The sequence below is a fragment of the Nonomuraea sp. NPDC049625 genome (genome assembly GCF_040675285.1).
GTDB classification, from domain to species: Bacteria; Actinomycetota; Actinomycetes; order Streptosporangiales; family Streptosporangiaceae; genus Nonomuraea; species Nonomuraea angiospora_A.
Map to the genome: position 1 here is coordinate 154,360 of NZ_JBFAOQ010000016.1, position 19,850 is coordinate 174,209.

Below are 19,850 nucleotides of genomic sequence, written 5' to 3' on the forward strand. Positions count from 1 at the left end.
TGGTTATGCCGATCCGGGAGAGTGCACCACTACTTCATAGATGGTGCCATGAAACTCGCCGCCATCCATCGGAACCCGGGTAAACCAGATCAAAACGTACTGTCCAGTTGCCGGTTGATCAGGGGTAAGAGTGGTTTTACCTGCGGCGTTCTTCGCGGTCGCCACCGTCTTCAGTGCAGACAGATCGGGTGAGTCGCCCACCTTGAGCTCGACGGACGCGCCCGAGGCATCGGACAGCGTAGCGACCACGTCGCTGATCTGCATGGACTTGCCCATGTCGAGCAGCAGGCCGACGCCCTTCTTGAGATTGCCCAGGTCGGCACTGGTGTAGCGCTCCGTCTTCCACAGCGTGCCGGGCTTGCCGTCGATGGCCAGGTCGGCCATCTCGGGCTTCTCGTTGTTGTCGCCGAGCGGGTCGAAGCCCTGGGCCTTCTTCGGCTTGACGGTCTGGGCCTCGGCCGAGGCCGACGTGGAGGTGCTGGGGCTGGAGCCCGACGCCTCGGGCTTGGTCGGGCTGCCCAGACTGCGGCCGATCGTCCAGGCGCCGACGCCGACGGCCGCGATGACGAGCAGCACGACCAGCGTCATCAGCACGCGGTTGAGCGTGCTGCCGCCGCCCGCGGGACGGCGCGGCGGCGGGGGCGGGCTCTGCGGGACGGTGAGCTGCTGCCGGTGGACGAGGTCCAGGCCCTCGGTGTGGGAGGCAGAGGCTACCGCGGGGGTCGAGGGGTAGGAGATCGGGATCGGCATGGGCCTGGCCACGCCGGACAGCGCCTCGGCCACGTCGGACGGGCTGGCCAGCGCGCCCGTGCCCCTGCGGGACTCGGGCAGGCACGCGCGCACGGTCACCGTGTCGAGGTAGCTCGGCACGCCGGCGGTGACCTGCCGGGGCGTGCAGAAGTGGCCGTCGGTCATGGGGGCCGCGGGCAGGCCGCCCTCTTCCTCGTCGCCCGGCCAGTGACCGGTCAGCCCGGCGTACAGCAGCCGGCCCAGCCCTTCGGCGTCGTCGAGCGCCGGCTGGTCGGTGGTGAGCCCGTACAGGGTCGCGTCGACGGCCACGCCGAGCACCTTGACCGTGTTGCCCGTCGTCCACACCAGGTGGGAGGGGCGCAGGCACAGGTGGTAGAGCTGGGCCTCGTGGGCGTGCGCGAGCGCTTCGGCGGCCTCGGCCACCAGCCCCGCCGCGCGCTCGGGATCCAGCGGGCCGGAGGCGAGCAGGTCGGTCAGCGACTCGCCGGTGACCCACTCGCTGACGACGTAGGCGGCCTTGTCGTCCTCCGCGGCGTCGAAAACCTGCGTCAGGCGCGGGTCGGTCAGCCTGCTCGCGGCGCGGGCGGCCGTGACCACCTCGTGGACGCGGGGGAAGTCGGGCGCGAAGGTGTGGACGGCCACGGGACGCGCGAGGATCTCATCGATTGCTTTCCAGAGCGTGGCTCCGTCGGACTCGCTGACGCGGTCCTCGAGCCGGAAGCGCTCGGCCAGACGGGTGCCGGGTTCGACGGCCGACGTGCTCACAGGTTCACTCCGCTTGGCCGATCGGGCGTGTTCATGACTCGACTCACCTGCGTGGTGGTGTCCCACGAAGGCACGCTATGCCGGGTGGATCCGCCCACGCCCCTCCTGCTTCCATTCGCGCGTGTCGGCTCCATGTTAGTGCCGAGTGGATTCGGCCCGCGTTCTTTACCGGCCTACCCGCCCAGCGACCATCCCAACGATGGAATTGACCTCGGGGATGCGCATTCTGTGCGCGACGCCTAGATAGAGCAGCAACCCGAGGCCCCCGCCGACCGCGAGAACGATCAGCGAATTGACGAACCCTAGCCCGGCGAACACCCCCGTGACTACCCAAACCGCCGCGAGCGCCACCACAGCGGTGGGCAGAGCCGCCAGATACATCCTGGTCAACGCCATGCCGATGGTCCAGCCACCCAGCCCTCTGACACGGCGGCTGGCCAGCAACCAAGCCCCGACCGCGCCCAGCGCGTACGCGATGGCGTACGCGAGCGCCAGCCCCATCACCAGGTACCGGGCCGGCAGCAACGCGTTGAACACCAGCATGAGCGCCGCGTTGGCCGCCGTGGTGGCCGCGCCGATGAACACCGGCGTACGGGTGTCGCCGAAGCTGTAGAAGACCCGCAGCAACAACTGGAACAGCGCGAACGGCACCAGCGCGAGCCCGTAGACCTGCAGCACGTTGCCGATGTAGACGGCGTCCGCGACGCTGTTGGCGCCGTGGCCGTAGATGGGCACGGTGATCGCCGGCCCGAGCACCATGAGCAGCAGCGACACCGGCACCATCAGCGAGCAGATCAGCCGCACGCTCGACCCGAACTCGCTCCGCACGTCGTGGAAGCGCCCCTCGCCGACGGCCCGGCTCATCCTGGGCAGCATCGCGGTGATCACCGAGACGCCGATGACGCCGTACGGGAGCTGGAAGAGCTGGAACGCCAGCGTGTACGGGCTGATGCCGTGCCCCTCGACCACATCGCCGGCCGCGCTGGCCAGGTTGGTGGTCAGCATGAAGCCGAGCTGGGTGACGATCACGTAGCCGATCGTCCAGACGCCTGCCCTGGCCATCTCGCCCAGCCGCGCGTTGCGCACGTCGAAGCGGGGCACGAAGACGAACCCGACCCGCTTGAGCGCCACGATCAGGATGACCGCCTGGGCCACGATGCCGGCCGTGGTGCCCAGCCCGAGCAGCGCCATGTCGCCGGTGCTGATCTGCTCGATGTTGTCGCGCTCGCCGCCGACCATGGCGTACGCCAGGAACACGCAGATGACGACCAGGTTGTTGACCACCGGCGCCCACATGGGCGCGCCGTAACGGTCGCGGGTGTTGAGGATGGCGCCCGCCACCGCGCCCACGCCGAAGAAGGCGAGCTGCGGCAGGATGAAGCGGGCCAGCGTGACCGCGACCTCGAACTTGGGGCTGCCCGGCGCCCAGTCGGTGTAGAGGTCGATCAGCAGCGGCGCGCCGAACACCGCCACCACCGCGACCACGATCAGCGCCACCCCGGAGAGCGTCAGCAGCCGCTGCTCGTACGCCCGGCCGCCGTCGGCGTCGTGCTGCTGGGCCCGGACGATCATCGGCACCACGACGCTGCTCAGCACGCCGAGCAGCAGCAGGTCGAGGATGCTGTACGGGATCGCGTACGCCGCGTTGTAGGAGTCGCCCAGCGCCTTCGTGCCGATGGCGTAGGCCAGCACCATGGTCCGCACGAACCCCGTGACCCTGGACACCATCGTGCCCGCGGCCATGATGGCGCTGGCCCGAAGCATGCGACTCATACGATCTTATTCTCCCGGGTCTTGGCCGCGTGCGCGAGCTTCCGCTCCGACCTGCGCCGCAGCACTCGCATCACCACGGCGGCGAGCATCACGGTCAGGGCGGCGCCCACGATCACCGAGGCGATCCCGGTGTAGCCGGTGATGCGGATGGTCAGCCGCTGCGGCTTGCCGTACGGCTGGTTGTCGGAGGTCTTGAGCTGCACGGTCACCGTCGCGTCGCCGCTCGTGCCGGCCGCGGCGTTCATCGGCACCTGGACCGTGCCGCTCTGCCGCGGGCCGATCTTCATCGGCCCGCGCTGGTCGAAGTTGACCTGCAACAGCTCGGGGTTGTTGGATGTGACGTCGATGTAGAGGGCGATCTGCACGCCCAGCTCGTTCTTGACGCTGATCGGGACCGCGCCGTTGCTGCCCGCCAGCGTGCGCGTCCAGCTGGGGCCCGCTCCGGTGATCTGGATCCTGTCGGTCTGGTCCGTCACCGCCTCGCGGACCAGCTTGGTCACCGCGCGGCCCGCGCGGGTGCTGTTGCGCCAGGCCGAGGAGGTCAGCCGGAGGACCGCCGCGTCGAAGCTCGACGGCGTCCTCGTTTCGGTGATCAGGGAAGTGAGCTGCGCATTCGACGCGATGCCCTTGACCGGGTCGAGGTACTTCGCGGTCAGCTCTTCCTTGCGGTCCTGGTCGCTGTAGGTCAGCCCGGCGCGCGGGACCGACAGCTTGGTCGGCTTGATCGACTCCAGCGGGGTCAGCCGCAGCCACGGCAGGTTGTCCGCGGTCTTCATCAGCGCGTTGACGAGCGTGGGGTTGGGGTCCCACCGGCGCGACGGGGCGATGACGAGGGACCTGGGCGAGGTCTGGCCGGCCTCCGCGGCGATCATGGCGGTCTCGGCGACGAACCGCTGCGTGCTGAGCAGCACGGACGTGGGCGCCGCGGGCTCGAACAGCTTGCTCAGCTCGGCGTCCGCGACCAGCGCGGTGACGGGCCCGTTCACCGAGTCGAGCGTGGAGGCGGCGTCGGGCGAGAACGGCACGGGCGGCTGCGGCGGCAGGTTGGTGGAGTTGAGCAGGACCGTGTCGACCCGTTCCTTGCCGGCCGGGAGGCTGACCGAGAGCAGGTCGAGCGCGTCGGCGTCGAGCACGCCCCCGGGCGGCCAGTTGATATTGGTCTTGACCTCGCGCTGGAGCAGCGCGGCGGCCTTCTGCCTGCCCAGCTCGATCGCCCGGCCGGTCTGCGTGTCCAGCCCCTGGTGCGCGAGCGCGGCCACGTCGGGATCGGCGTACGGGACCGCGACCACGGGAGAGTCGGCCAGCGCGGTGCGCATGGTCGTCAGCCAGCTCGCGGCCTCGGGGTTGGCGGGCTTCTCCTGCGTCTCGTCCTTGACCTTGACCAGGTACTTGTTCTTCATGGCGTCAAGGTCGTCGAGCAGCGAGGGCTCCATGAACCAGGTGACGGCCTTGGGCGCGGCCTGCGCGATGCGCGCCAGGTCGGCCAGGCGGCCCTTGCCGGTGATCGACTGGCTCAGCTTGTCGTTCACGAACAGCGGCGTGCGGGTCTTCGGGTCGACGTCGGTCCCGCGGTGCGGCTGGTCGATGACGGGCAGGGCGATGGCCAGCTTGTTGCGCGGCAGCTTCGGCACCGTGGGCGGCGCGTAGGTCAGGTACGTGCGCTGCGTCATGACCTGCAGGCCGTTCTGGACCACCTCCACGGCCACCGGGTAGACCCCGAACGAGCCGTAGCCGAGCTGCACGGGCGTCGCGGTGAACTCCCATCGCGCCTGGGCGCCGGCGGCCAGCGCCGGGATGTCCATGAACGAGCTCAGCGAGGCGCGGAACGGCAGCGTCGCGGGGTTCTGGTCGGTCTGGTAGGCGGCCATGGTGACGCGGTCGGGGAGCTTCTGCGGCGTGTAGCGCAGGCGGACGCGCAGGCCGCTCTGCGGCGCGCCGCTGTCGTTGCGGAGCGTGCCGGTGAACTTGATCACATCGGTCTGCGCGGTCGGCACCTGAGGCGAGATCGACGAGATCGACACGGCCAGGGTCTGCCTGCTCGCCGTCGCGGACGTGGTGGCAGCCGCGCCGGGCGCGGTCGCCACCACGGTGAGGGCGAGCAGCGCGGCGAGCAGCGTGGCCTTACGGATCACGCGAATGCCCAAGCTGGAGGACGACGACACACGCCCGCAATGGTACGGGCTCAGTGCCGCCGCGCGACCGCCTCACGTGTTCCTTTCGCCCTGAGGTCGACCATCTTGCCTGGCAGGAGTGCGATCAGGTCGAGTGCGCGCAGGGTCAGGGCGGTATGCCGTTCGCCGGTCGCGGTGTAGACCGGCCCGCCGTCGGCCAGGAAGTCGGCCGGCAGCCGGTCGTCGATGAACTTGGGCAGCGGCTCGGGCAGGAGCAGCGGGCACACCAGCCCGCTCGCGTAGTCGGTGGCCGCGTTGACCACGTGGACCGGAGCCGGTCGAACCCGGCGCACGCCCAGCACTCCGCCGACGGCTCCCACCGGTGGCGGCGCCGACACGGGGGTGGTGACCGCGATGACGACCTCGCGGCCGACCCTCGTGGCGACCTCGAGCACTGTGACCATCAGGCACCTGCTCGGTGCAGCGGAGACCGCCTCAGGCAGATCTTCCGCGCATGTCATGGGACGCGGAAGGCGTACGATCTCATGATGGACCTGGTGGGCGAGGAGCCAGCGGTGGATCGCGAGGGCGTCCTTCATATAGTCCTCCTTGCCTCGTTCCCTGGCCCCCGACGGTCCTTGGACCGACGGTAACCCGGACCTGGTGTGGCTCGGGGGATATGTTCCGGAATGCTCCCAGAAGGACCTACCCGCTTGTCCGACTCAACTCTGACTGACAGCCAACGGCGGGCCATGACGGACCTGTTCCGCAAGATCGCTCCGGTGGCCGACGAGCTCGGCCGCCTGTTCGCCGAGCAGGGCCACGAGCTGGCCCTCGTCGGCGGCCCCGTACGCGATCTGCTGCTCGGCCGCATCGGCAACGACCTCGACCTGACCACCGACGCCCGCCCCGAGCGGGTCCTGGAGCTCGTCAGGGACTGGGCCGACTCCGTGTGGACCATCGGCATCGACTTCGGCACGGTGGGCCTGCGCAAGGGCGGCTGGCTGATCGAGATCACGACGTACCGGAACGAGTCGTACGACCCGAAGTCGCGCAAGCCCGAGGTCATGTACGGCGAGACGCTCGAAGAGGACCTCGAACGGCGCGACTTCGCGGTCAACGCGATGGCGGTGCGGCTGCCGGGCCACGAGTTCGTCGACCCGTACGGCGGGCTCGACGACCTGAAGGCCAAGGTGCTGCGCACGCCGGGCACCCCCGAGCGGTCCTTCGGCGACGACCCGCTGCGCATGCTGCGGGCCGCCAGGTTCGCCTCGCAGCTCGGGTTCGGGGTGGACGAGGGCGCCGTGGCGGCGATGACCGAGATGGCCGGGCGCATCGAGATCGTCTCGGCCGAGCGCATCCGCGAGGAGCTCGACAAGCTCGTCTGCGGCGCCAACCCGCGCGAGGGCCTGCGGCTGCTGGTCGAGACCGGGCTGGCCGCGCACGTGCTGCCCGAGCTGCCCAAGCTGCGGCTGGAGATCGACGAGCACCACCGGCACAAGGACGTCTACGAGCACACGCTGACCGTGCTCGACCAGGCCATCGCGCAGGAGGAGGACGGCAAGCCCGACCGGATCCTGCGCTGGGCGGCGCTCCTGCACGACATCGGCAAGCCGAAGACGCGCCGCCACGAGACGGGCGGGCGGGTGTCGTTCCACCACCACGAGGTGGTCGGCGCGCAGATGACCAAGAAGCGCATGACGGAGCTGAAGTTCCCCAAGGACGTGGTGGCGGATGTGGCGCGGCTGGTCGAGCTGCACCTGCGCTTCCACGGCTACGGCACGGGGGAGTGGACCGACAGCGCCGTACGCCGCTACGTGCGCGACGCCGGCCACTTGCTGGACCGGCTCCACAAGCTGACCAGGGCCGACTGCACCACGCGCAACAAGCGCAAGGCCTCGGCGCTGTCGCGGACCTACGACCAGCTCGAGGAGCGCATCGCCAGGCTCGCCGACGAGGAGGAGCTGGCCAAGATGCGGCCCGAGCTCGACGGCAACGAGATCCAGCGGGTCCTCGGCATCGGGCCGGGGCCGGTGGTGGGGCAGGCGTACAAGTTCCTGCTGGAGATCAGGCTCGACAAGGGCGTGATCGGCAAGGAGGCGGCTACCGAGGCGCTGTTGGAGTGGGCGAGGTCGAACGACGCGGGCGTGTGATCATCCGGTACGCCAGCGCGGCCACGGGATAGCCGACGGCGGCGATCACGACGGCCGTGTAGGACTTGCCGTCGGCGGGCAGGATGGCCGCCGACAGGGCCGCGGCGAGGACGTACATGCCGTTGAAGAGCATGTCGTAGATCGAGAACGCCCGGCCCAGGTAGATGTCCTCGACGTCGCGCTGGACCGTGGTGTCGGCGCAGATCTTGACGCTCTGCCCGGCCACGCCCAGCACGAACCCCGCCACCGGCAGCCCCCACTCCTGGAACGGCAGCACCAGCGCCGCCGTCAGCAGCCCGGCCGTCGTCAGCGCGATCGGCACCCAGCGCTCGATCGTGAACCGCTCGGTGGCGTACGGGGTGATGACGACGGCGATGGCGTAGCCGACGCCGGAGGTCGCCACGACCAGGCTGACGCCGCTCAGCGCGGCGTCGGCGTCGCCGTTGTAGAAGTAGTAGCGGTAGAGGATGATGCCGAGCGCGGTGGCTATGCCGTAGAAGAAGCGGTGGGCGGCCATCGCGCCCATGGTGGAGGCCGCGACGCGGTGCTTGACCAGGTGCCTGGCGCCGTCCGTGAGGCCGCCGACCACGTTGCGCAGGGCGTCGCGCGCCTGCGGCCGGCTCGGGTCGGACTCCGGGCCGAGCAGCCCGCGGTCCATCGTCCGCGCGACCAGCGCGCTCAGGCCGAACACCACGCCCGAGACGACCAGGAGCAGCGCCACGCCGTAGTCTTCGGCGCCGAACACCTTGCGCAGCAGGTAGCCGAGCCCCACGCCCACGAACGTGACCACGGTGCCCGACGTGGGGACGACCGCGTTGGCGGCCATCAGCCGGTCGGCCGGCACCACGTGCGGCAGCGAGGCGCCGAGCGCGGCCAGGAAGAACCTGTTGACGCCCAGCACGGCCAGCGCCGCCCCGTAGAAGACCGTGTCCGGCACGTCGGCGGCGACCAGCGCCGCCGCGACCACCAGCAGCGCGCCGCGCACGATCGGCGCGATCACCAGGATCTGCCGTCGTGACCAGCGGTCGATGAACACGCCCACGAAGGGCCCGAGCACGCTGTACGGCAGCAGCAGCACCGCCAGCCCGGCGGCCACCGCGAGCGCCGTCGTCTTGGTTTCAGGGCTGAAGAAGGCGAACCCGGCCACCCCGAACTGGAAGATCCCGTCGGAGAACTGGGAGATCAGCCGGGTGGCGAACAACCGCCGGAAATCTTCGCCTCGCAGGACCACGCGTAGGTCGGCCACAAATGACACGCGGCCAGCCTAGCCCTCCACCCATCGCCTAGGATGCGCGAGAGTCGTGCTGCGGCAGGTGGGCCGTGGGTTCCGAACGGTCACCGTGTCTCGTACGCTTCATAGCGTGACGACTGAGGAACACGTTGTGCTGGTCGACCGCGACGGCCACGCACTCGGGACAGCGCCCAAGCTGGCGGTGCACGGTCGCGAGACACCCCTTCACCTGGCGTTCTCCAGCTATGTCTTCGATCACGAGAGCCGGGTGCTGCTCACCAGGAGAGCGGACAGCAAGCTCACGTGGCCGGGGATCTGGACCAACAGCTGCTGCGGCCACCCGCTGCCGGGCGAGCCCCTGGAGCGGGCCGTCGAGCGCCGGCTCTCCTACGAGCTGGGGCTCACGATGGACCGCGTCGACCTCATGCTGCCGGCCTTCTCCTACCGCGCCGAGATGGCCAACGGGATCGTCGAGCACGAGCTCTGCCCGGTCTACCGCGTCACCGTGACCTCGCCCGTCGTCCCCAACCCCGCCGAGGTGGGGGAGACGATGTGGATGCCGTGGAAGGAGTTCGCGGAGGGGGTGCGCAACGGGCTGCTGGCCGTCTCGCCCTGGTGCCAGGAGCAGGTGCCGCTGCTGGCCGACCTCGGCGCCGACCCGCTGACCTGGCATCCCGCCTCGCCCGCCGAGCTGCCCCCGGCCGCCCGCCCGTAGACAGCGCGGCGCCGCACCCGTGGAGACGGGTGCGGCGCCGACGGGGGGTCAGCGCTCGACCTCACCCCGGATGAACTTCTCGACGTAGTCCCTGGCCTCGTCGTCCGAGAACTGCTTCGGCGGCGACTTCATGAAGTACGAGGACGCCGACAGGATCGGGCCCCCGATCCCGCGGTCGAGGGCGATCTTGGCGGCCCGTACCGCGTCGATGATGATCCCCGCCGAGTTCGGCGAGTCCCAGACCTCCAGCTTGTACTCGAGGTTGAGCGGCGTGTCGCCGAACGAGCGGCCCTCGAGCCGCACGAACGCCAGCTTCCGGTCGTCCAGCCACGGCACGTGGTCCGACGGCCCGATGTGCACGTCGGCCTTGCCCATCTCGTGCGGGATCTGCGAGGTGACCGCCTGCGTCTTCGAGATCTTCTTGGACTGGAGCCGCTTGCGCTCCAGCATGTTCATGAAGTCCATGTTGCCGCCGACATTGAGCTGGTACGTGCGCAGCAGCTCCACCCCGCGGTCCTCGAACAGCTTGGCCATCACGCGGTGCGTGATGGTGGCGCCGACCTGCGACTTGATGTCGTCGCCGACGATCGGCACGCCGGCCTTGGTGAACTTCTCCGCCCACACCGGGTCGGAGGCGATGAAGACCGGCAGCGCGTTCACGAACGCCACGCCGGCGTCGATGGCGCACTGGGCGTAGAAGCGGTCCGCGTCCTCCGAGCCCACGGGCAGGTAGGAGACCAGGACGTCGACCTGGTTGTCACGGAGCACCTGGACGACATCGACGGGCGCCTCGTCGGACTCCTCGATGATCTCCCGGTAGTACTCACCCAGACCGTCGAAGGTATGGCCGCGCTGGACGGTCACCCCCGTGGGCGGCACGTCGCAGATCTTGATCGTGTTGTTCTCGCTGGCGACGATCGCCTCCGCCAGATCACGGCCGACCTTCTTGGCGTCGACGTCGAACGCGGCGACGAACTCGACGTCACCGACGTGATATTCGCCGAACTTCACGTGCATGAGGCCCGGGACCCGAGTGTCCGGGTCGGCGTCCCTGTAGTAATGGACGCCCTGGACCAGCGATGACGCGCAGTTTCCGACACCGACAATGGCCACGCGAACCGAACCCATCGCATTCGCTCCCTTACTCATCAGTTGACGTGGTATCTCTTGCGGGCCCCTCTTCCGACGAGGCCCGACGCTCTGTAGCGATCAGCTCGTTGAGCCAGCGCACCTCGCGCTCGACCGACTCGAGCCCATGCCGCTGCAGCTCGAGCGTGTAACTGTCGAGGCGCTCCCTGGTGCGCGCCAGAGCTGTGCGCACCGCGTCGAGCCGCTCCTCCAGCCGGCTACGGCGGCCTTCGAGAATGCGCAGCCGTACTTCCGCCTCGGTGTGGCGGAAGAACGCGAAGTGCACGCCGAAGCTCTCGTCCTCCCAAGCGGAGGGGCCGGCCTGCGTCAGCATGTCCTGTAGCCGTTCCTTGCCCTCGGCCGTCAGCTTGTAAACGATCTTCGATCTGCCGCCGACGATCGTGGTGGGAGCGGGTTGCTCCTCCACGATGAGGCCCTGAGCCAGGAGTGATCGCAGACAGGGGTACAGCGATCCGTAGGAGAACGCACGGAACATCCCCAGCAGGGCGTTGAGCCGTTTGCGCAGCTCATAGCCGTGCAGTGGTGTCTCGTGCAGCGACCCGAGCACGGCCAGTTCCAAGACCCTGCCCTGTCCGCCGCCCATCGGAACCCGCCCCCTCTCGCGTCGATGTATCGAGCCGATACATCCCCAGGATACGTCGGGTCGCTATATGGCGGCAATCTGTGAATCTGGCAAGTCGTTGGGATGCAGCCGCAAAACGCCGTAGTCTGGCGCTCATGTGGTCACAGCGAAGGGTGGTGGATTACGGCCTTGCGAAACGGGCGGTGGTCCGCTCCCTGCGCATGGGGCGCACCTCGCGGGGCGACGTGTGTGACGCACAGCCCTACCTCCTTCGCGCGGCGCGCCACTTCGGCGAGCCGACCGAACGCCTCTGCCCGGTATGCGAAAGGGAGAACGTCACCAATGTGACCTACGTCTACGGCGATGCGCTCGGTAGGCATGCCGGGCAGGCAAAGGTCACATCGGAACTCGTCGCAATGGCTCATGATTACGATGAGTTCCGCGTGTACGTTGTCGAGGTCTGCCAAGGTTGTTCCTGGAACCACCTGACGGTTTCATACGTCCTCGGAAACGGACCGCCTGACCTCGTCAGCCAACTGTGAAGACCGAGGGCGGCGAGAAATCTCACGCCCACCGCCGTTTATGTTTCCGACGACGATGCGAGGACGTGTGAGTGACAGCATGAATGAGGGGACGGCCCGCCCGGGAAGGCGCCGTCGTTCCAGCTCATCCCGTTCTGTGCCCCAGGGTTCTCCTCCGCAAACCGGTGAGTCGGGTTGGGGTGGTCCGGCGCAGTCGCAGCGTCGTGCGGAAGCCGCTTACGAGCAGACCGGCGCCATGGCCGCGCAGCCGTACGACGAGGCTCCCAGACGCGGTGACGGCCCTCCGATGCGTGGTGACGGACCTCCCACACGCGGTGACGGCCCTCCCATGCGTGGCGACGGGCCGGCTACGCGCGGTGACCAGCCGGGGCCGCGCACGCGCGCCCGGCAGGAGGCGCGGGGGACGAGCAACCAGGAGACGATCGTCAGCGACGCGCCGCGGCGCTCGCGCCGGAAGGGCGACGGCGGGCCGCCCGGGCCTCCCGGGCCGCCGACCAAGAAGGGCGGCGGCGACGGCAAGGGCGGCTGGCGCAGGTTCGTGCCCAGCTGGAAGATCGTCGTGGCCGGGTTCGTGGTGCTCGCGGCCGGCCTCTTCGGCATGGTCATGGTCGCGTACGCCAACACGCCGGTGCCGACCGCCGACCAGGCCAAGTCCGACGCGCTCGCGCAGCAGAGCACCATCTACTACCGGGACGGCAAGACCGAGATCGCCAAGCTCGGTACGAAGCGCGAGATCCTCGATGACATCTCCAAGATGTCCCCGAGCGTCCGGGACGCCGCGGTGGCCATCGAGAACAAGACGTTTTACGAGGACTCCGGCGTCTCCATCTCCGGCATGTTCCGCTCGCTGTACATGACCGTGACCGGACAGCAGCTCCAGGGCGCCTCGACGATCACCCAGCAGATGGCCCGTAACTACTACGACGGCCTCAGCCAGGAAGTGTCCATCAAGCGCAAGGTCATGGAGATCTTCGTCGCGGTCAAGCTCGACGAGGAGTTGTCCAAGGACGACATCCTGAAGACCTACCTGAACACCGTCAACTTCGGCAAGGCCTATGGCGTCCAGGCCGCCGCGCAGGCGTATTTCGACGAGAAGGCCACCGCCGCCAAGCTGACGCCCGAGCAGGGCGCCTACCTCGCCGCGCGCATCCAGCAGCCCAACTGGGAGCCCGATGCTCCCGAGCTCAAGGCCCGCTGGAAGACCGTCATCCAGTACATGGCCGAGCAGTGGCCGGACAAATACGGCAAGCTGCCGCAGACCGCGAAGTTCCCCAAGCTCCGCAAGGACAGCGACAGCAACGAGCTCGGCGGTCTCCGGGGCTACATGGTGACGCAGGTCCTCCAGGAGCTGAAGGAGCGGCGTGGCCTCACCCCTGACGCGGTCAGGAGCGGCGGCTACCACATCATCTCCACCTTCGACAAGAAGCTCATGAAGGCCGCGCAGGTCGCGGTGAAGAGCACGACGGACAGCATGAGCAAGGAGTTCCACGCGGGCCTGGCCGCGGTGGACCCGAAGAACGGCCGCGTTCTGGCGTTCAACGGCGGAAACAACTACGTCACCGACCCGTTCAACGAGCCCTTCGACGCCAAGAAGCAGGCCGCGTCCGCGTTCAAGCCGTACGTGCTGGCGGCCTGGCTGCAGGCCGGCTACTCGCTGAAGAGCTACGTGCCGGGCAACGTGACGGTGCCGAAGGTGCTGCCGGGCCAGGCGCGGGGCGGCTTCAAGAACAGCCACAACGTCGGCCAGTCCGTCGACGTGATCAAGGCCACCGCCGATTCGGTCAACACGGCGTACGTGTCGATGGCGTTCCGGCTGCCCGGCAAGATCGACGACGTGAAGAACCTCGTCGAGGCGGCCGGGTTCAACCCGCAGCGCATGGAAGAGGACGTCGAGACGCACCACTACCAGTTCGCCATCGGCAGCGCCCTGGTGACGCCGATCGAACAGGCCGCCGGCTACTCCATCTTCGCCAACGCGGGCAAGTACACCAAGTATCACGTGGTGCAGGAAGTCAGGCTGGGCAAGCAGGTCGTTTACGGCGAGCAGCTGGCCTCCAAGCGGGTCATCGACCCGGGTGTCGCCGCCGACGCCACCGTCGCCATGGAGGAGGTGCTGCGCAGCGGCACCGCACGGGGCAAGGGGCTGGGCAACCGGCCGGCCGCCGGCAAGACCGGCACGAACAACGACGAGAACGGCGCCTGGTTCGTCGGCTACACGCCGCAGATCTCCGCCGCGGTCGGCTTCTACCGCGAGGTGTGCAAGACGAAGACGGGCAAAACCGTCACGCCCAATGCGAATCGCACCTGCCCGGTGACGCCCAACAACAAGAAGAGCACGAAGTACAACGACCAGAATCCCTGGAGCAGGCCGTACGAGGTGGGCCTGGGCTTCGAGGGTGCTGACGCGCCCACGCTCACGTGGCAGAGGTTCATGCTGGCGGCTCACGAGAACCTGCCGGTCGAGCAGTTCCCCCAGAAGGCCGATGTGGGGTTGGCCGAGAACATCGTGCCGAGCCCCGAGCCCAAGCCGACGAAAACCCCCGACAACCCGTTCGACAGCGGGGACAACCCCTTCGACGATCAGGGCAACCAGGACTGCCTCGTCAACCCGTGTGACGACAACGTCACCCCCGACGACGACGTCACCATCGAGGACCCGGGCAACAACGGCAACCATGGCAACAACGGCAACAACGGCGACGGCGGCGTCCCGCAGACCGGCGACGTCGGCGGGCCCGGCGGCGGCCGGGCGCCCGAACCGAGACCCTCAGGATGGTCGCCGATGTCCAGACCTGAGGACCGGTGACGAGCACGGAGGTACGCGTCCCCTTCGTGGCGCGTGCCGTTCCGTACCTGCCCCTGGGGCTGTTCGCGGCCCTGGGGGCGACCCTCGCCTACGTCGTGCGCCTGCCCTGCCGCACCGGCGGCTGGAACGACCAGGTCACGACGTACACGAACTTCTGCTACACCGACATCTACCCCCTGTACTTCGACAGGGCGCTGTCGACCCAGGATCCCTACTTCGCCGCCGTGCCGTTCGACAAGCAGGTCGAGTACCCGGTCGTGCTGGGCGAGGTCATGCAGGTGATCAGCTGGCTCGCCAGGGCGGTCGGAGCCGACGTGGGCGCGCAGGCCGTCAGGTTCTACGACCTGACGGTCATCCTGCTCGGCATCTGCCTGGTCGTCGGCGTCCTGCTGATGGCCGCGGTGGCCGGGCCCACGCGGCGGTGGGACGCGCTCTGGTACGCCATCTCGCCCGCCGTCGTGCTGGCCGCGTACATCAACTGGGACCTGGTCGCCGGCGCGCTGTCGATGGGCATGCTGCTGGCCTGGGCGCGGCAACGGCAGGTGCTGGCCGGGGTGCTGCTGGGGCTGGCCATCGCGACCAAGTTCTATCCCCTGATGTTCTTGGGGGCGCTGTTCCTGCTCACGTTGCGCACCGCGCGATGGCGGCCGTTCCTGGTCACCCTGGGCGCCACGGCCGGCGCGTGGATCGTGGTCAACGCGCCGTTCATGATCTTCGCGTGGGAGGGATGGCGCAGGTTCTACGTCTTCTCCCAGGAACGCGGGGTCGACTGGGGCTCGCCGTGGCTGTTCTTCCAGAACAAGGGGATCCCCATCCTGGGGGACGGCGACGTCAGCAAGCTGGGCATGGCGTCCCTGGCCATCCTGTGCCTGGGCATCGCCGTACTCGCGCTGGCCGCGCCCCGGCGGCCCAGGCTGGCGCAGATCTGCTTCCTGGCGCTGGCCGCGTTCATGATGACGAACAAGGTGTGGTCGCCGCAGTTCGTGCTCTGGCTCGTGCCGTTCGCCGTGCTGGCCAGGCCGAACTGGAAGCCGCTGGTGTTGTGGCAGCTCGCCGAGATCTGGTACTTCGTCGCCATCTGGCTCTACCTGGTCGCGCAAGCGCCCTTCAGCAGGAACGACCTGGGCATCGGTGACGACACGTACTTCACCGCCGTCTGGGGACGGGTCATCACGATCGGGATCATGATGGCGTTCGTGGTGCGGGACATCCTCCGTCCCGACAAGGACGTGGTCCGCCAGGGCGGCGTCGACGACCAGGGTGGCGGCGTCTTCGACGACGCTCGTGACCGGTTCACGCTGACACCAGCCGTTCGATGATCACCCGCTCGGCCGGCCGGGACGCGTTACTGCTCTGGTTCGGCTCGCGGGCGGGGCTGCTGGTGATGACGCTGCTGGGGACGGCCCTCGGCGCGTACGCCGACAAGTGGCGCAAGTGGGATGCCGGGCTGTTCATCACCATCGCCCAGTACGGCTACGACGGCGAGCCCGGCAAGCCTGTGGACGACGGGTTGCCCGCGTTCTTCCCCGGCTTTCCGATGCTGCTGCGGGTGGTGCACCTCGTCGTGCCGGACTGGGCGGCGGCCGGGCTGCTCATCTCGCTCGCCGCCGGGGCGGTGGCCATGGTGGCGCTGGCCCGGCTGGCCGAGCTGGAAGGCGCCTCCGGCTGGATGGCGGTGCTGGCGCTGCTGCTCTACCCGATGGCGGTGTTCCTGGCGGCGGGCTACAGCGAGTCCCTCTTCCTGGCCTTCGCCATCCCGGCCTGGCTGGCCGCCAGGCAGGGGCAATGGTCCTTGGCGGCGTCCCTCGCCGCGGGCGCCTCGTGCGTGCGGATCACGGGGCTGTTTCTCGCGGTCGCGCTCGTCGTGGAGTTCTTCACCCGGCGCGAGCCGATCCGGCAGCGCATCCGGCAGGCGGGGTGGCTGGTCGTGCCGTTCGTGCCGCTGGCGACGTACTCGTACTACCACTACCGCAGGTCGGGTGACTGGCTGGCGTGGAAGCACGCGCAGGAGGCCGGGTGGGGGCGGGACTTCGCCTGGCCGTGGGAGGCGTGGAAGACGACCTGGCGCTCGGCCATGGGCTCCGACGACTTCGCGGTGGCGTTCCGGATGGAGATCACCGGGGCGGTCGTGGCGCTGGCGGCGCTGATCTGGCTGCTCGCGCTGCGCCGGTGGAGCGAGCTGGTCTACACGGGGCTGCAGGCGGCGGCGCTGATGACCTCGGCGTACTACCTGTCGATCCCGCGCTCGCTGCTGCTGTGGTTCCCCCTGTGGATCCTGGTCGCGAAGGTCGCGACCAGGAGGCCGTGGGTGATGGTCGTGTACGCCCTGATCTTCGGGCCGCTCATGCTGCTCAACGCGGAACGTTTCCTGAGTGGCGCGTGGGCGGGCTGACCTTTCTACCCACTTCTTCGTCTTGGTAATCCAGGGAAGTTATCCACAGGCTGTGTGTATTCCCTAGAGGTTCTTGCGCAGGAACGCGATGTCGTCCGCCTGGCCGTCGGCGGGCGTCTCCACCACGATCGGCGCGTCGGCCGCGCGGCAGACCGCCAGGATCAGCTCGGGGTCGATCTTCCCCTTGCCCAGGTTGGCGTGGCGGTCGGCGCCGGAGTCGAAGTCGTCGCGCGAGTCGTTGCAGTGGACGAGGTCGATCCGGCCGGTGATGGCCTTGACCCGCTCGACCAGGTCGACCAGCTCCTCGCCGCCCGCGTGGGCGTGGCAGGTGTCGAGGCAGAAGCCCACGTCGAACCCGTCGAGCGCCTCCCACAGCCGGGCGATGCGCTCCAGCTTGCGCGCCATCGCGTTGCCGCCGCCCGCGGTGTTCTCGATCAGCACGGGGATGGGGCACTCCATGCGCTCGAACACCTTGCGCCAGTTGTCGAAGCCGGCCTGTGGATCGTCGCTCTTGTTGACGTGGCCGCCGTGCACGATCAGGCCCTTGGCGCCGAGCCCGGCGGCGGCCTTGAGATGCTGCTCCAGCAGCTTGCGGCTGGGGATCCTGATGCGGTTGTTCGTGGTGGCGACGTTGACCAGGTAGGGGGCGTGGATGTAGATGTCGACGCCCTCGACCGGTTTGGCGGGCAGCACCGGCTTGTCATAACCCTGCGGGTCTCCGAGGAAGAACTGCACCACCTCGGCCCCCACCGCCTCGGCGTGGGCGGCGGGATCGTCCTGATCGACATGAGCTCCGATGCGCACCATAGCTCCCGAGCTTACGCCGGAGAGTAAGGCGGCAGCGGGGGACCGATCGGTTTGCCGGGCGCGCGCTCGGGAAGTCGCCATGCGCCCCCTAATCGAGGAGAAACGATATGGCACGCTGGCGCTTGCGAGCGCTGATCTTATTGGTTTACGTCGTGATCGGGATCTACGTGGGCTGGGTCTACCACTACATCACCCCCGGACTGCTCAGAGACCTCGCGGAAGCGCTGCTCGCGGTGTTCCTCTGGTTCCTGGTCCTGCTCGGTATAGACCTGCACATCGGCGGGTGAGCGGCATGCCGGAACGGCCCCGGGCGCCGGGGCCGTTCCTCATCAGCTCAATGAAGTTCAGTGGGGGAGAAAGCCCCCGTGGGCGATGCCCAGCGCGGCTCCCACGAACGATCCCACGATGCCGACGATGTTGAGCGCACGCTGCGGCGTGGTCGCCGAGACGTACTGGGAATACAACCCGACCCCGAAGCCCAGCGTGCCGACCCACGAGGAGATCGCATGCGCGGAGACCCAGAATGTGGAGACGAAGGCAATGAGACCGCAAACGAGCGCTCCCACCGCCAGGGCGTTCTCCACCGGATGCGCATGCCCGTCGCTGTTGAGTGTGAGCCTGAACCGCTCCCTCTCGGAGGGCTGAAGCACATGTGGCACGGCCACCACCCCCTAGGTTTCCTAAAGGCCTTCCCACCTTCCCGCGGCTGGTAACCTGGGCAAGCTGCGTTGTGATGGTTGAACCATCGCCCCGAGGCGCCGAAAGGGGCGCCCGGGCACAGACGTCAGCGTCCTCCTGTCACGGCAGAGTGTCGTGACCGCAAGAGTCCAGAGGAGGTTGGAGTCCGCATGCGTCGTTACGAAGTAATGGTCATCCTGGACCCTTCGCTCGATGAGCGCACTGTCGCGCCGTCCCTCGACCAGTTCCTCTCCGTGGTCCGCAACGACGGCGGCACCGTGGAGAAGGTCGACGTCTGGGGCCGTCGCCGTCTCGCCTACGACATCGACAAGAAGTCGGAAGGCATCTACGCCGTCATCGACCTGTCCGCGGAGCCCGCGACGGTCAAGGAGCTCGACCGGCAGATGAACCTCAACGAGGGCATCCTGCGCACCAAGGTCCTGCGTCCGGACGTGCACTAACCCCGGTTTTTGTCGGGGAAGCCCCGTACTCTGAGCCGTAACCCAAGCGAAGGCGTGCAGGAAGGCGAGCGCTAGCCATGGCAGCAGGCGACACCGTAATCACCATCGTCGGCAACCTCGTCGACGACCCGGAGCTGCGCTTCACCCCGACGGGGCAAGCGGTGGCTCGATTCCGCATCGCGTCCACTCCGCGGTTCATGGATCGTCAGACCAACGAGTGGAAAGATGGCGAAAGCCTCTTCCTGACCTGCAACGTGTGGCGGCAGGCGGCGGAGAACGCCGCCGAGAGCTTGCAGCGCGGGATGCGGGTCATCGTGCAGGGGCGGCTCAAGCAGCGGTCCTACGAGACCAAGGAAGGCGAGAAGCGCACCGTTTACGAGGTCGAGGTCGACGAGGTCGGCCCGTCCCTGCGTAACGCGACCGCCAAGGTCAACCGCACCTCCCGCCAGGGTGGTGGAGGTGGCGGGGGCGGCTTCGGCGGCCCCGCCGACGACCCGTGGGCCTCCGCCTCGCCCGCCCCGCCCCAGGGCGGCGGCGGTTACGGCGGCGGCGGTGGTGGCGGCTTCGGAGGCGGCGGCGGCCAGCAGAGCGGCGGCGGCTTCGGAGGCGGCGGCGGCGACTTCAGCGACGAACCGCCTTTCTAAAACCTGTCCACAAGCCCGAGTCCATTCCCGCCCGTGAAGGCGGGGCTCTGAAAGGAGCACCACGATGGCTAAGCCGGCACTGCGCAAGCCGAAGAAGAAGGTTTGCCTGTTCTGCCACGACAAGATCTCCTACGTCGACTACAAGGACACGGCGCTGCTGCGGAAGTTCATCTCCGACCGCGGCAAGATCCGTGCGCGCCGGGTGACGGGCAACTGCACCCAGCACCAGCGCGACGTGGCGACCGCGATCAAGAACGCGCGTGAGGTGGCCCTGCTGCCTTACACGAGCACCGCGCGCTAAGGAGGCCTGT

Annotated in this window: 19 protein-coding genes; 10 read left to right on the top strand and 9 right to left on the bottom strand. The window is 68.6% G+C overall.

The genetic code is table 11. The features are described 5' to 3' along the window. Positions 1-3: 3 nt before the first annotated feature. The 4 genes from AB0J87_RS48560 to AB0J87_RS48575 all read right to left on the bottom strand — a co-directional run bounded on the left by AB0J87_RS48560 (position 4) and on the right by AB0J87_RS48575 (position 5,998). On the bottom strand, positions 4-1,515 hold the full coding sequence (locus AB0J87_RS48560; RefSeq protein WP_363978813.1) for a protein kinase family protein: 1,512 nt from the start codon (positions 1,513-1,515) through the stop codon (positions 4-6). A 165-nt stretch (positions 1,516-1,680) separates the two neighbouring features. Next, on the bottom strand, positions 1,681-3,288 hold the full coding sequence (gene murJ / locus AB0J87_RS48565) for a murein biosynthesis integral membrane protein MurJ (RefSeq protein WP_363978816.1): 1,608 nt from the start codon (positions 3,286-3,288) through the stop codon (positions 1,681-1,683). Then, the gene (locus AB0J87_RS48570) at positions 3,285-5,420 is read right to left on the bottom strand and encodes a DUF6049 family protein (protein WP_363978819.1); all 2,136 of its coding nucleotides are present in this window, start codon (positions 5,418-5,420) and stop codon (positions 3,285-3,287) included. Before AB0J87_RS48570 ends, murJ begins: the two co-directional genes overlap by 4 nt. Before the next feature lie 50 nt (positions 5,421-5,470). After that, complete coding sequence (locus AB0J87_RS48575) at positions 5,471-5,998, bottom strand: YbaK/EbsC family protein (RefSeq protein WP_363978822.1); 528 nt, start codon at positions 5,996-5,998, stop codon at positions 5,471-5,473. Positions 5,999-6,088: 90 nt separating this feature from the next. On the opposite strand from AB0J87_RS48575, the gene AB0J87_RS48580 reads away from it, so the two are divergent. Further along, positions 6,089-7,552, top strand: coding sequence for a CCA tRNA nucleotidyltransferase (locus tag AB0J87_RS48580; RefSeq protein ID WP_363978825.1), 1,464 nt, complete (start codon positions 6,089-6,091; stop codon positions 7,550-7,552). Here the strand turns inward: AB0J87_RS48580 and AB0J87_RS48585 are convergent. Beyond that, on the bottom strand, positions 7,503-8,807 hold the full coding sequence (locus tag AB0J87_RS48585; RefSeq protein WP_363978827.1) for an MFS transporter: 1,305 nt from the start codon (positions 8,805-8,807) through the stop codon (positions 7,503-7,505). The two genes, AB0J87_RS48580 and AB0J87_RS48585, sit on opposite strands and share 50 nt — an antisense overlap. Before the next feature lie 106 nt (positions 8,808-8,913). Here AB0J87_RS48585 and idi point away from each other — a divergent pair, with 106 nt between their 5' ends. After that, entirely contained in the window at positions 8,914-9,498 is a 585-nt protein-coding gene (idi, locus tag AB0J87_RS48590) for an isopentenyl-diphosphate Delta-isomerase (RefSeq protein WP_363978830.1), read from the top strand. Positions 9,499-9,546: 48 nt separating this feature from the next. On the opposite strand, the gene AB0J87_RS48595 is transcribed toward idi, so the two are convergent. After that, on the bottom strand, positions 9,547-10,626 hold the full coding sequence (locus AB0J87_RS48595; protein ID WP_355192897.1) for an inositol-3-phosphate synthase: 1,080 nt from the start codon (positions 10,624-10,626) through the stop codon (positions 9,547-9,549). A 13-nt stretch (positions 10,627-10,639) separates the two neighbouring features. Further along, on the bottom strand, positions 10,640-11,230 hold the full coding sequence (locus tag AB0J87_RS48600; RefSeq protein ID WP_350724184.1) for a PadR family transcriptional regulator: 591 nt from the start codon (positions 11,228-11,230) through the stop codon (positions 10,640-10,642). Positions 11,231-11,364: 134 nt separating this feature from the next. Between AB0J87_RS48600 and AB0J87_RS48605 the strand changes: the two genes are divergently transcribed. The 4 genes from AB0J87_RS48605 to AB0J87_RS48620 all read left to right on the top strand — a co-directional run bounded on the left by AB0J87_RS48605 (position 11,365) and on the right by AB0J87_RS48620 (position 16,949). Continuing rightward, a complete protein-coding gene (locus AB0J87_RS48605; RefSeq protein WP_363978835.1) occupies positions 11,365-11,751 on the top strand; it encodes a DUF5318 family protein in 387 nt (128 codons plus the stop codon). A gap of 328 nt (positions 11,752-12,079) precedes the next feature. Further along, a complete protein-coding gene (locus AB0J87_RS48610; RefSeq protein ID WP_363978837.1) occupies positions 12,080-14,557 on the top strand; it encodes a transglycosylase domain-containing protein in 2,478 nt (825 codons plus the stop codon). Continuing rightward, positions 14,554-15,876 (top strand): glycosyltransferase 87 family protein, encoded by a 1,323-nt coding sequence (locus tag AB0J87_RS48615; RefSeq protein WP_363978840.1) that lies wholly within the window; start codon positions 14,554-14,556, stop codon positions 15,874-15,876. Before AB0J87_RS48610 ends, AB0J87_RS48615 begins: the two co-directional genes overlap by 4 nt. Then, complete coding sequence (locus tag AB0J87_RS48620; RefSeq protein ID WP_363978843.1) at positions 15,873-16,949, top strand: mannosyltransferase family protein; 1,077 nt, start codon at positions 15,873-15,875, stop codon at positions 16,947-16,949. Before AB0J87_RS48615 ends, AB0J87_RS48620 begins: the two co-directional genes overlap by 4 nt. Before the next feature lie 63 nt (positions 16,950-17,012). Here the strand turns inward: AB0J87_RS48620 and AB0J87_RS48625 are convergent, their stop codons facing one another. Beyond that, complete coding sequence (locus AB0J87_RS48625; protein WP_355192904.1) at positions 17,013-17,756, bottom strand: deoxyribonuclease IV; 744 nt, start codon at positions 17,754-17,756, stop codon at positions 17,013-17,015. A 107-nt stretch (positions 17,757-17,863) separates the two neighbouring features. Between AB0J87_RS48625 and AB0J87_RS48630 the strand changes: the two genes are divergently transcribed. Continuing rightward, positions 17,864-18,043, top strand: a complete 180-nt coding sequence (locus tag AB0J87_RS48630; protein ID WP_319714256.1) for a hypothetical protein — start codon at positions 17,864-17,866, stop codon at positions 18,041-18,043. 57 nt (positions 18,044-18,100) lie between these two features. Here the strand turns inward: AB0J87_RS48630 and AB0J87_RS48635 are convergent, their stop codons facing one another. Further along, positions 18,101-18,415 carry a hypothetical protein gene (locus tag AB0J87_RS48635; protein ID WP_363978847.1) on the bottom strand — a complete coding sequence of 105 codons (315 nt, stop codon included), beginning with the start codon at positions 18,413-18,415 and terminating at the stop codon, positions 18,101-18,103. A gap of 189 nt (positions 18,416-18,604) precedes the next feature. On the opposite strand from AB0J87_RS48635, the gene rpsF reads away from it, so the two are divergent. The 3 genes from rpsF (at position 18,605) to rpsR (ending at position 19,840) form a co-directional block, all read left to right on the top strand. Then, entirely contained in the window at positions 18,605-18,895 is a 291-nt protein-coding gene (rpsF, locus tag AB0J87_RS48640) for a 30S ribosomal protein S6 (protein ID WP_080044189.1), read from the top strand. Positions 18,896-18,972: 77 nt separating this feature from the next. Then, a complete protein-coding gene (locus AB0J87_RS48645) occupies positions 18,973-19,539 on the top strand; it encodes a single-stranded DNA-binding protein (protein WP_363978850.1) in 567 nt (188 codons plus the stop codon). Between the two features lie 64 nt (positions 19,540-19,603). Beyond that, positions 19,604-19,840 (top strand): 30S ribosomal protein S18, encoded by a 237-nt coding sequence (gene rpsR / locus AB0J87_RS48650; RefSeq protein ID WP_020543048.1) that lies wholly within the window; start codon positions 19,604-19,606, stop codon positions 19,838-19,840. The last annotated feature ends 10 nt before the right edge of the window (positions 19,841-19,850 follow it).